This window comes from Moorena sp. SIO3A2 (assembly GCF_010672265.1).
Taxonomy (GTDB): domain Bacteria; phylum Cyanobacteriota; class Cyanobacteriia; order Cyanobacteriales; family Coleofasciculaceae; genus Moorena; species Moorena producens.
In genome coordinates this window covers 19,466-31,406 of sequence record NZ_JAAHHC010000038.1, presented here as the reverse complement: position 1 = coordinate 31,406, position 11,941 = coordinate 19,466, and the positions used below count along the sequence as shown (strand labels likewise).

Below are 11,941 nucleotides of genomic sequence, written 5' to 3'. Positions count from 1 at the left end.
TCAGCGAGTAGCAGGAAAACTACCACCCACAAAGTGAATATCACTAAAGGTTTCAATCCACAAACGAGCACCACAATCGAGTGGATTATCTGGGTTATAGACAATCTTACATGGACCAAGGATTTCCACTTCGTTGCCGTAGATATTGCTACCACTGCGTTTTACTGAAATCACTGGCTTGCGGTCTTGAGGGCTTTTCTTGATATTAGATCCTATGTGATTGCGATTAACATTAATCTTAGCTAGAGCGGGAGGACGACTAGTGCGCCATTTCCCCTTCGGTCCACGAGTACCTTTGGTAATTTGTGGCAAATGGTTGAACAGGGGAATAATCCAGAATTTCCCAGTTTTATAGGCACCCCGCACCCGACCCTTCTCTAGAAGTTGGCGCAATCGTCGAGAAGAAATTCCTAATAGAGATGCTGCTTCAGTAGTTCCAACGCACTTGTTCATGAGTGGGGTCTCTTTTAACTCTTCCTATAATACTAGTTTAATAGAAAAAATAAAAATTGGCCATGTGAGGGAGCAGGGAGCAGGTAATAGGTATAAAAGTGTGTTAAGCGTGGAAAGGGTGGGTAGCAAGTCAACTGCTGTGGTTTCCACTATTAGCGATTACGTCAATATCAGAATAGTTAGGAAATCAGGCAGAAAGAGAGTAGGGATTAAAGTGTGGTAAGTGTGGAGAGGGTGGGTGTCAAGTCAAGTGGTGTGGTTTGGAGTATTAGCGACTGCGTCAATATCGGAATAGTTAGAAAATGGGGAATCGGGAATGCGATCGCAAATAACCTAACTTTGGAGCGAGGGAACAGGGAATAGGGATGAAAGCAGCTAAAGTGTGGTAAGTGTGGAGAGGGTGGGGGTCAAGTTAAGTGGTGTGGTTTCGAGTATTAGCGACTGCGTCAATATCGGAATAGTTAGGAAATCGAGAATCGGGAATGCGATCGCAAATATCCTAACTTTGGAACAAGCGGAAGAGTCTAGCCTACAGTCAATCTTGTATGGGATCACATATAAATGCGCTCCCATTTTATTGTGTGACCTGCTCCTGACAATTGTTTGAATCCCTGAAGTAAAACTATTCCGGTAACTGTATTGATTAGTTGGAATTTTCTGTTCGCGAGCTGCTGCTGATATTGGAGATATCATGAATGCGTTCCATAGAGTGACCAAAGGTCAATCGCAGAAATGAGATTGGCAGGTTAGGGATTTTCACCGTCGGGGATGGATCGGATGAGGCGGGGTTCCGGATGGAGTGCGATCGCTTTAGCTTTTATAGCCAAAATCTAAAGCTATAGTGACAGTATATTTCCTAGTTTCTTTAATTGATTTTTTTAAAGATGCTTTGAGCTGCGTAAAACTTTCCGGTATTACTAAACTTGCTGCTACATTCAGGCTTGTTTCTACTTGACTAAACAAATTTATATTTTGTTTAAATTTTAAGTCTTTATTGAACTGGCGATTATTGATTATAAAGCTAATATCTGCGTCTTTTTCTAAAGAGTATTTCTTGACATATTCTTTAACAAGATCTAGATTAGGAGGTTCCTTTTTAAGCTCCATTTTAGCATGATTTTCTAATTCCTTTTTCTTGTCTCTAGAAATTTTTGCACTTAAATATAAATTATAAATAAGACCCAAAATCTTTGCTTTAACATTAGTCTCTTCTGCAAAATTCGTAACATCAGTAATCTTTAAATCAATACTTGTAGCACCTAAATAATTACAGATTGTTATATAGTGATACCACTTGGGAAGAACTACCTTATTTTCAACTTTATCTGCCAAAAAGTATTTCATCGGATCTTCAGAACTTTGAACAAGAATATTTCCATTATCAAGAATATTCTCATGATCTAGCTTTTTCAAAAAACTAATTGTTTCTGGATCTTGATAGTTTTCTATTAAGTTATCCATTAGCCAAGTTTGATCATTTGTTTGAATTGATTGGTAGAATTTATCATAGTTTTTATCATTCCTGATCTGTTCGATTTTATCGCCAGGTAAAACAATAATAACTCGCCGTTCGTTTGCGGAAGGAATTTTTTTTGGGTATGGTTCATATCCAACTGGCATTACCAATCTTCCTCGTTTAAAATAATCAATATACCATTGCTTATAGAAATAATACAACTTGGTAAAATGAGATTAGTTGTATTCAAAAATGAGCTGATTAACCAAGCAATAAATATTGGATTAAGTAAAAAAATAATAGATTGAATTATGGGAAATACAAATCTTTTCCATTTTGTTTGTAAGTATATACCAAGTAGTTGTTTTTTTATGGTGTTAAGCTGTAAATCATAAATTGTACGATCAAGGTTTTTTGAAAATTCTTCAACTCTATTAGAAATATAAAATAGCCAGTCTTGAACTGTATATCCATTTTTAAAAACAGGAATTTTTCCATAAATACCAATAATTGCAGGACGATTGGTAATATCAAATTCTTGAGTAACAGTTTCAATATAAAACTCAAAATTACTGTAAAAAAAATCAATCCTCTCTTTGTTAAATACTTTAAAGTTAGACAATTTTAATTTATCAATACGATTCATAACTAATTTACCTTCAGTATCAAATAGTTTAATTTCTCTTAAGTTTGTTACAAGTATACCAGGAGTATCTTTAACAAGTAAATCTGAAGTATCTTTTTGGTAGTTAGGTACAAAGTAGTAGAGTGATATCATATTGATTAACTGGTTTACATTAACTTCTGAAGTATATCTATGATTAATTGATTAGCCAATTTCCCTGAAACAAGACTACCCACAATCCAATCCGCGTTTTTGACAATTTGAGCATTATTGATAACTGTGTTTAGTCTATCTTTAAAATTTCTCAAATACGAATTGCTGAAGTCACTATCTGAGAAACTAGGTACTCCGCATTCTATTGGATTAACGTTCACCATATCTTTTCCTGGTAAAACACCAAAATAATTACCTACTATAATAAAATTATTTTTTTTTCCCCAATCATCAAAATGTTTAAAATCATGCTTAATAGCAGCTATATATCGTTGTTTTTTTGATTTATTAACAAAATTATCAAACTGATCAACCACCAAAATATATTCACTTCTGACAACATAAATAATATATTCTACTTTTTTAAAAACCTCTTTTTTAACATTATAGTTATTCCTGTCTCCAGCAATATCATCAATATAAGAAAAGGCAATTTTTTTGTTAGCTCTATTTTCTTTGATTACTACTCTTCGGTGTCGTTCACGTTTTGATGTAGGTTTGACATCTTTTACCAACTCACAATCTAGCATAAGTTTACGTAAAGTTGATTTACCACTATCATCAACACCAAGAATTCCAAGCTTTTTACCAAAAAACCAAGGTATAGTTCCATTGAAATAATTTAATTCTTCTGTATCCCATTCCCATTTCATAAGAGTAATTGAAGCTTCTTTAGTTTAATTTTATAACAATATTTTTTTATAAATGTTCATAACTGACATATCGCAATAAAATTTAATAAATTTTGTGAGCATGCCCGATGCCTGCTACTCAGTCATAGAGTAGAGGAGTTTTGCAATTATCCAATAGGAGCACTAGGGGAACGCTGGAACTGATGTGGGAATGCGATCACATGTAACCACTATAAGCACCTACACAAAATAAATTACCTACTCTGAATCTCTGTAACCCTTACATTGTAAGGCTTTGATTTTTGTAAAATGTGCAATTAATTTTGTGCACCTGCTTATAATAGTTTGAAACTAGTGGGGATGAGGGATTAAATGACAACTATATAGTTGGTTGCTTGAGATTTAGACTGATGTTATCTGTAGGAGCATAGGGGGTTGGTAGTGAGGGAAGAAATGGGCGGGGGAGAGTGAGGGTTTTTGCGATCGCAGCCGGTTTGTTTATATGCTTGAACCTAGGAATGTTACCAGGTAAAAATTCATATTCCTTATTACTGACATCAATGGCTTGCTCAAAATACACTCAATAACGAGTAAATTATATTATTACAGCCATCAAAAACTATTTATTAAACCATATTGGATATCATGCTGGAGGTATTTCTGGCGCAACTTATTACTCATGGCAAACTGATACCCCGAGTTTCTAGAGCAAATAAAACAGGCTAATCATCAATCTTCAACTGCTGGAACGCCCAATAATTAAATTGATAATTTTGAATAGTCACCAAGCCCTTAACCCCCTCAGCGAGTAGCAGGAAAACTACCACCCACAAAGTGAATATCACTAAAGGTTTCAATCCACAAACGAGCACCACAATCGAGTGGATTATCTGGGTTATAGACAATCTTACATGGACCAAGGATTTCCACTTCGTTGCCGTAGATATTGCTACCACTGCGTTTTACTGAAATCACTGGCTTGCGGTCTTGAGGGCTTTTCTTGATATTAGATCCTATGTGATTGCGATTAACATTAATCTTAGCTAGAGCGGGAGGACGACTAGTGCGCCATTTCCCCTTCGGTCCACGAGTACCTTTGGTAATTTGTGGCAAATGGTTGAACAGGGGAATAATCCAGAATTTCCCAGTTTTATAGGCACCCCGCACCCGACCCTTCTCTAGAAGTTGGCGCAATCGTCGAGAAGAAATTCCTAATAGAGATGCTGCTTCAGTAGTTCCAACGCACTTGTTCATGAGTGGGGTCTCTTTTAACTCTTCCTATAATACTAGTTTAATAGAAAAAATAAAAATTGGCCATGTGAGGGAGCAGGGAGCAGGTAATAGGTATAAAAGTGTGTTAAGCGTGGAAAGGGTGGGTAGCAAGTCAACTGCTGTGGTTTCCACTATTAGCGATTACGTCAATATCGGAATAGTTAGGAAATTGGGAATCGGAAGCGGCTCTAAGGTCGCATCATACATAGTTATCTAACACATTAATTAATTTATTACACAGGATTTTTCCCCACTCCACTACTCCCTATTCCCTGCTCCCTGCTCCCTATTCCCTGTTCGTTACAAAATTTTTCAAAATATGTTATAATATAAGATTATTTATGCTATAATAAAATTACCGTGGGCGCTAAAACGTTCCACGGTAAGAGCCAGCCCCAGATTTTCCACCCTCTCAGGCTGGCTCTCGTCCCCCAGTTAAGGAGATAACTTAATATTATGACGTACTCTCAGCGCCTCTATCCATGGGCGGTAGTTCGGTTATTGCCCATGATGCAAAGAGTGGTTGTTGGTCGTTTCCGCAATCGCTCGGATGCAGAAGGTCACATGCAGGCTCTGAAGCGGTTAATGCCTGATGCTGAATTTATCATTATCTTTGATATTGGCCAGGATATAGAGGGAGAATCTGAGGAGATGGAGTAGGGAGCTTAAGCTATCAGCAATCAGCTTTCAGCAATCAGCTTTCAGCATTAAGTTTTTGGTATGCATTGGTTTAATCTGTGTTATTGTAGCTAACCACTGACTACTGACTACTGACTGCTGACCACTGACCGCTGACCACTAACCGCTGACACATCACTTACTACTCACGATAGTCTCCCAATTCTGAATCACTTGCTGCAAAGCTTCTGGGAGCTGGTCATGACCAATATCGGCATAACGTGTGGTACCAGCATTGCTGCTCAGAGTAACACTGATATAATCAGCAGCACCAATAGCAGCAGGGTAACTCAACTGATCAAACTGACCAAAGTCTACCTCTTTGTTGAGAAACTTCTTAAAGCCTTTGACATCTTGACGGGAAATGCGAGCAATCTCAGTGGGAGTGCTATTCCCATTGATCCTTATGTACTGCTGAATCACTTGTCCATTCTTGAGCAGACGGGTTTCAACGGTTTGACCAAAGAAACCACCACTTGCGATCGCACGAAATACGGTATTCTTCTCTAGGGCTGGTGGTAATTCACTGCTGGGAATCGGTACTGCTGCCAGTAGGTCTTGATTGTCTACTGATTCAACCTGAGCGCTTGCGGTAGAGTTACCTGATGGTAAGAACTTCATTTGACCAGCTTGGCTAGTTACTGCACTAAAGGATACAATCCCGGTTAATGCACAGGCAGCAATAATATAAGAAGATGGAGTGATTGCACGCAAGTTTTTCATCTGATTCCCTTGATTAGTTGAAGGTGTACCCATAGGCCAAGGTAGAGAACTTACCAGCAGTATCAAGACCAATTGCTGGTGTTTGCCTCTTTACTTAAGACTATTGACTTTTGGGAGATTTGTTTTGTTTCGTGCTGACTACCGAACTATCGGTAGGGAAATCACTCCGTCAGCTTATGCGCTACGCGCACGCTACTTGAGGTGCTAAGCACCTACACAGAATTAATTGCCTACTCTAAATCTCTGTGACCCTTACCCTGCAAGGCTTTGAATTTTAAAAAATGTGCAATTAATTTTGTGTGCCTGCTTATCAGCTATAGCATTTTCATTTGAGATGTAAACTGAAAGGCCGTGAGCCACGCTTCGCGATGCTCCTTTCTTTGGAGCCGCTAAAAGCGATCAGGTCTTCTTGTATTTTAAGAAAAAACTCTGGAGCTCTTGCCTATTGCCTCTTGACTTTTTCGATAATTTATGAATTTACAAATAGATAGTTTGAAAACGCTATATAGTATTTTCATTTGAGATGTAAACTGAGAAAGTATTTTTTTTAATTTACTATAAAGATATGGTTCTATTGCTACTATTGCCTCTTGACTTTTTCCATGATTTATGAATTGACAAATAGTTTGAAAGCGCTATAGGTTATGAGTACTAATTTTAAGTGACCTTAAATAGCAATGTCCTTGATTTTTTTAAAATATTAAGTTTTGTTAATTTAGTCGAGATTGTTGGCAATAATGCTATAGTTGTTATATTAGGTCTTTTGACAGGTAAGCTGATCTTTCATAACCTTCTATTAAGGAGATAATAATGCGTATAGTGATCATGTTGGTTGCTTCAATATTCCTGCTCTTCGCCAATGTTAGCGCGGCGGAGGCTTCTGTCTCAAACCCAGGAAGTCTCGAGGGTGAGTGGATAGGAACTTGGACTAGTTTGAATGCTACCACCTATAACGGTGTGATCGAGATGTATATAAATCAAGAGGGGGATAACGTATTCGGTACCTCAGTGGTGGGCAACACAAAATGTTCTCCTGAACGACTTTTCAAAGGTACATTGTCAGGCAAGTTTAACAACTTTATTGAATTGGAAATATCTCCTGAGGGAAAGCCGGACACCACAATAGCTAAAAATTGGGGGGCGATAACCAGGGACCGCAATGCTATCAGTGTGGTCTACAACTTCAACACTTCTGAGTCCAAGTGTGAAGGGGATGTCGGCACAATGTTCATCTCTAAGGTTCAGGAGTATTCCAAGATTCAGGGCATCACAAAGAAATAACTCAGGACTTACACTAAGACATCTTTAAGGAATGAAGAATTAAGAATTAAGAATTAAGAATTGGAAGTTTTTTGCATTCTGCATTCTGCATTCTGCATTCTTCATTCTTCACCCAGTAAGGCGCGGAATGCTCCTTGTCACCCCGTCAGGTCAAAATGTCACCTCCCTTATCAGCAATCATCATTGTTGCTGCTGCTGTGTTTGCAGTTATCGGTAATGGGAAGACAGAAGCATCAATCACACGCAGACCTGATACTCCTCGAACGTTAAGTTCTGTATCCACCACAGAATTCTGATCAATCCCCATTCTGCAAGTTCCGCAATAGTGCTGTGTTGTATTAGCTGTTTCTCTGATGTAACTCTCGAAATCTGTTCCCGGTTCTGGAGCAATTTGTTTTTCCCGCCATTGCCCCAAGCTGGATTGATTGCCAATATCGATACCTAACTGAAGCGCTGTTATACATGACTGGAGATCTCCTGGCACTGTCAGATACTTTGGATCAACAACAGGAGCTTGATCAGGAGAACTTGAACCCAGCGTAATAGTTCCCTTACTCTTCAAGTGCATGACATTTGGCCATAACCAAAAAGAATTTTTTGGGCCAGGGAAACCTTTGAGTGTTCCCACTCCCACTGAACACTCTATATCAACAACTGAACTACTATTTTCCGTAGAGCCGAAAATCACAGCTGGAGCTAGGCTATAGGAATACACTGGTACATCTTTATCTTCGGGAATAGAAAATCCGGCACTAACAAAAAGATCATCATGTAAATTCTTCCCTACTTCTGGAACATTCACAACTACTGGAATATCAAATTTCGCCAACTCAGTTTCGTCGCCAATGCCTGAAAGCATCAAGATTTTTGGACTCGCAATCGCACCAGCACTCAGCACAACCTCATGTCGCACCCCTGCAAAGTATTTTTCGTTCTTCTGAACATATTCAACACCAATTGCTTTGGTATTATTAAATCGGATCTTGGTTACCAAAGCTTCAGCTATTATAGTTACATTTGTATGAACCGCTGGTAAAAAAGTGTTAAATGTGGTTTCACGAAAAAGCTTTGAAAGTGTTTTGATATTGTTGAACTGAAATGGAGCGTATCCATATTGACTCTCGCTGGTATTATAATTAGGATTTTCAGGTAAACCGTACTGGTTAGCAGCAGCGAATAAATCGTTAATGAAATTCAAATTATCTGTCTGAGCCACCAAAACCTTAATGATTTGCTCTACACTTTCAAAGTGCGGTAGTACATCATTCCATGACCAACCGGGTGCTACCTTACCCCACTCATCAAAGTCAGAGCGTCCACCTCTGACATAAACCATGGCATTATGTAATGCACACCCACCTAGGGCTTTTGCTTGGGGCAGCATGATTACACGGTTGTTTAAATTTGTTTGAGGTACTGACTTATAACCCCAATCAATCTCTGGATGTTGTTGTAGGACTTCAAACCAATCACTTGGGTTGTACATCTTGGGATTGAGTAGGAGCTTTCCAGCTTCGATCAGGAGAATTTGTGAATTTGAGTCAGAAGCAGCAAGCTTTGAAGCTACTATGCTTCCCGCAGAACCTCCACCAATCACAATGTAGTCATACATGAAATTTGCTTCTGCCATATTGACTGCTCCCAGTAGAATCTGCTAATTAATTTTGCTATCAGCTTAAGCTGATAGCAATTGGCCAAGGCCAAGAACTTTGATGAAGACTTTCAATTCTCATTAATCTATCAATATTAGATTCTACTGTTTTTGCATTGCGCATTGGCGCAGGCTACTGCAACTACGGGTAGGGAAATCACCCCCTAAGCATTCAGCTATCAACGGTTAGCTATCAGTAATCAGTTGTTGAATAAAATAGGTAAGTATTAGTTTAATACTCACGAAAGTCATAGCGTCGAAGCCTTTACCACAAAGCTGACCGCTGACTGCTAACCACTGATGGCTGACCACTGACCGCTGACCGCTTACATAATTACACTTTCCCCCTTAACCCTTCCAATTGCTCCCGCACTGATAACGGTTGATATCCCAAACTAAATCCTAATGAACTATCCAATGAAGTATCGGGAGATCTAGGAGCAGCCATCGGTACATCTTTTTGTAGACAGCGTCCTAAGTTATCTTGGGAAAGTTCAAACACCTCAGCCATCAGGCAACCAAAGTCATAGCGGGAGATCCGTTCTTTTCCGCCCAGATTAACTAGACCTTGGACTTTCTCTAGAGCTAATAACAATCCCTTGGCTGCTGTTGTGCCACTGACAGGGGTTCTAATTTCATCGGTAAATAAGCTCAAGGGTCGCCCTTCTCTGATGATTTTGAGAAAGGGTTGGATAAAGCTACTAGCAGTAGGGGGAACTATACCAAACATTAAGGGCATGCGGCAAATCGCGACTTTAGGATAATGCGATCGCATCCCTTCTTCTGCCATCACTTTTTGCTCACCGTAATAGCTGATAGGCGATACCGGATCAGTTTCCAGATAAGGAGGATTTAAACCATCGAAGACCAAGTCAGTAGAGGTAAACACGCAAGGGATATCATAATCTGCACTTAGTCGAGCAATATTGATAGAAGCTGTAACATTAATCGAGTATGATTCCTCTCGATGGGTCTGGCAAAAATTAGGTTTAGATTGAGCTGCGGTATGAATTACTCCTGCTGGTTGAATCTCAGCAAACAGATGCTTTATCTCCTGAAATTCTCTCAAGTCAGCCTTTACCAAGGTTATTCCCGGAATATCTATCGTTTGGGAAAAATACGTTCCATAAATATCCCATTGTTCTTTGGCGAGCTGACAAAGGTTCCATCCTAGAAAACCGCTAGCTCCTGTGACTAAGAGTTTTTTTCTCATCAAAATTTAGGGTTAGGTGCGTAGGGTGCGTTAGGGGCGGACTTGCCCTTATTTTTCGCCTCGTAGCCAGCGCTGGGATAGTCCGCCCCGTAACGCACCACAGAGTCAAACAGCTTTAATGATATGCACCCTTTCCAGTCAACCATCGACGGTTAGCGGTTAATAATAGCGTGTTCCTTAAATACCTCTAAAGGAATGTAATCAAGCGCTGCTTCATGGGTTGCTGACAAAATCACCGGTGGCGCAACTCCAGCATCCAGCGCCTCCTTCCAACGACTGATACACAAACACCATTGATCTCCGGGTTTAAGACCAGGAAAATTATATATAGGGGATGGTGTACTCAAATCATTGCCCCTTAACTGAGTAAAGGAGAGAAACTCTGCAGTCATTTCTGCACAAACGATATGTACACCAACGTCAGATGGTCCTGTATCACATTTTCCATTCCGAAAAAATCCCGTCATCGGAAATGTGCAGCACACTTTTAGTGTTCCGCCAAGGACGTTTTTGGCATCATTGTTCATGATAAATAGTAAACTTTATTTAAGCCAATAATGTTGGTATTTTGTTGTAAGCTATTAGCTATCAGTGGTCAGCATTCAGCTAATGCGCTACGCGCACGCGTGCGCGTTCAGCATTCAGCTATCAGTTATCAGCTTTTTAATAGTCGAAGCCTGTGCCACGCTACGGTAAATAATTTTTTTTTAGCTGAGAGCTGACTGCTGAGAGCTGACTGCTGAGAGCTGACTGCTGAATACTTACCAAAGACTATACTAAGATGCTAGAGACGAAGCTGCCATACACATCGATGGTGATGAAGGTTGAAGCTTTACATCTACGGTTTTGTAACCAGCTGTCATCAATAAATTAGTAACCACTAATTGCGCCCTTTGATTAGCTTGCTCTAGCACACCTTGCTGACAAGCAGTAGCCTGAATTTTCCGGAGGGTTTGCTGTTGAGCTAGCATCTGTAATTGAGGAGCAACATCAGGTCCGAGACCCAAAAATCCTCGGTTGTAGTCGTAAATCTGGGAACGGGTAACATCAATCTTGCTATCCAGTAATTGGGGCGCTGGTAACTGCACTTGGATCGAGTCATTGCTGACTTTGACATCATCGACGCTTAATTTCCCTAAATCAACCCCAGCTCGCACTTCCCCATAAGCAATATAGAGTAATGTCGTTGACGCTAAGCGATATTGTCCTAAGTTTCTATCTTGACGAGTTGGGACCACCGCCTCCATGCTAAACACAGCAGTGGTCAATTCACTAACATCACGAACTTTATTAACCACAACGTTTCTGACATCCACATCTGGTTCTGGCTGTGATAAGTTTAATTGTGATAAGTCGAATAGACCATTAACTTGTTCAAACAAGCGGGAGCTAGTGCGCCACATCACCACTCCTATAATTAGCGTCGTGATTATCATGCCCCCTGTGCTCATCAAAATCAAACCTCTAGGTATACTAGAGATAATGCTAAGTAACTGATGCTTTTGATGCTGACTTTTCATTTTTGTTTACCTTAAAAATTATCGTCAGGAATTATGAACTTTAATTATTAACAGTTAGTTATTCTCAATCTATGCTATTATATAAGAATAACTAAATTATATTTAGTGTAAAAAATCTATTATAAAAATATCAAACCTATACACCTAGTTTTAGGCGATTGATTCAAGTTAAAAGACTAGCATAATAGGTACCGAATAGCCTGATTAACAATTCTATGGAGCGA

At 39.4% G+C, this 11,941-nt stretch carries 14 protein-coding genes; 4 read left to right on the top strand and 10 right to left on the bottom strand.

From position 1 onward, the window contains the following. A complete protein-coding gene (locus F6K64_RS28915; RefSeq protein WP_008187390.1) occupies positions 1-453 on the bottom strand; it encodes a MerR family transcriptional regulator in 453 nt (150 codons plus the stop codon). Positions 454-669: 216 nt separating this feature from the next. Here F6K64_RS28915 and F6K64_RS28910 point away from each other — a divergent pair, with 216 nt between their 5' ends. Continuing rightward, complete coding sequence (locus F6K64_RS28910; RefSeq protein WP_154659864.1) at positions 670-816, top strand: hypothetical protein; 147 nt, start codon at positions 670-672, stop codon at positions 814-816. Positions 817-835: 19 nt separating this feature from the next. After that, positions 836-1,060, top strand: a complete 225-nt coding sequence (locus tag F6K64_RS28905; RefSeq protein WP_287267149.1) for a hypothetical protein — start codon at positions 836-838, stop codon at positions 1,058-1,060. 203 nt (positions 1,061-1,263) lie between these two features. Here F6K64_RS28905 and F6K64_RS28900 read toward each other — a convergent pair whose 3' ends face one another. The 4 genes from F6K64_RS28900 to F6K64_RS28885 all read right to left on the bottom strand — a co-directional run bounded on the left by F6K64_RS28900 (position 1,264) and on the right by F6K64_RS28885 (position 4,633). Beyond that, the gene (locus F6K64_RS28900; protein WP_008187399.1) at positions 1,264-2,073 is read right to left on the bottom strand and encodes a hypothetical protein; all 810 of its coding nucleotides are present in this window, start codon (positions 2,071-2,073) and stop codon (positions 1,264-1,266) included. Continuing rightward, positions 2,073-2,687, bottom strand: coding sequence for a hypothetical protein (locus F6K64_RS28895; protein ID WP_008187397.1), 615 nt, complete (start codon positions 2,685-2,687; stop codon positions 2,073-2,075). Before F6K64_RS28895 ends, F6K64_RS28900 begins: the two co-directional genes overlap by 1 nt. A gap of 14 nt (positions 2,688-2,701) precedes the next feature. Then, the gene (locus F6K64_RS28890; protein ID WP_008187395.1) at positions 2,702-3,400 is read right to left on the bottom strand and encodes a hypothetical protein; all 699 of its coding nucleotides are present in this window, start codon (positions 3,398-3,400) and stop codon (positions 2,702-2,704) included. A 780-nt stretch (positions 3,401-4,180) separates the two neighbouring features. Continuing rightward, on the bottom strand, positions 4,181-4,633 hold the full coding sequence (locus F6K64_RS28885) for a MerR family transcriptional regulator (protein WP_008187390.1): 453 nt from the start codon (positions 4,631-4,633) through the stop codon (positions 4,181-4,183). A gap of 474 nt (positions 4,634-5,107) precedes the next feature. Here F6K64_RS28885 and F6K64_RS28880 point away from each other — a divergent pair, with 474 nt between their 5' ends. Further along, positions 5,108-5,311, top strand: coding sequence for an SPOR domain-containing protein (locus tag F6K64_RS28880; RefSeq protein ID WP_008187382.1), 204 nt, complete (start codon positions 5,108-5,110; stop codon positions 5,309-5,311). Between the two features lie 153 nt (positions 5,312-5,464). Here the strand turns inward: F6K64_RS28880 and F6K64_RS28875 are convergent, their stop codons facing one another. Next, the gene (locus F6K64_RS28875; protein WP_044494106.1) at positions 5,465-6,052 is read right to left on the bottom strand and encodes a hypothetical protein; all 588 of its coding nucleotides are present in this window, start codon (positions 6,050-6,052) and stop codon (positions 5,465-5,467) included. Positions 6,053-6,862: 810 nt separating this feature from the next. Here F6K64_RS28875 and F6K64_RS28870 point away from each other — a divergent pair. Continuing rightward, the gene (locus F6K64_RS28870) at positions 6,863-7,333 is read left to right on the top strand and encodes a hypothetical protein (protein ID WP_008187379.1); all 471 of its coding nucleotides are present in this window, start codon (positions 6,863-6,865) and stop codon (positions 7,331-7,333) included. 145 nt (positions 7,334-7,478) lie between these two features. Here F6K64_RS28870 and F6K64_RS28865 read toward each other — a convergent pair whose 3' ends face one another. The 4 genes from F6K64_RS28865 to F6K64_RS28850 form a co-directional block, all read right to left on the bottom strand. Continuing rightward, on the bottom strand, positions 7,479-8,963 hold the full coding sequence (locus F6K64_RS28865; RefSeq protein ID WP_008187377.1) for a GMC family oxidoreductase: 1,485 nt from the start codon (positions 8,961-8,963) through the stop codon (positions 7,479-7,481). Positions 8,964-9,318: 355 nt separating this feature from the next. Next, complete coding sequence (locus F6K64_RS28860) at positions 9,319-10,197, bottom strand: SDR family oxidoreductase (protein WP_008187375.1); 879 nt, start codon at positions 10,195-10,197, stop codon at positions 9,319-9,321. Positions 10,198-10,349: 152 nt separating this feature from the next. Further along, complete coding sequence (locus F6K64_RS28855) at positions 10,350-10,724, bottom strand: DUF2237 family protein (RefSeq protein WP_008187373.1); 375 nt, start codon at positions 10,722-10,724, stop codon at positions 10,350-10,352. Between the two features lie 249 nt (positions 10,725-10,973). Further along, positions 10,974-11,717 (bottom strand): DUF4230 domain-containing protein, encoded by a 744-nt coding sequence (locus F6K64_RS28850; protein ID WP_008187372.1) that lies wholly within the window; start codon positions 11,715-11,717, stop codon positions 10,974-10,976. Between the last annotated feature and the right edge of the window lie 224 nt (positions 11,718-11,941).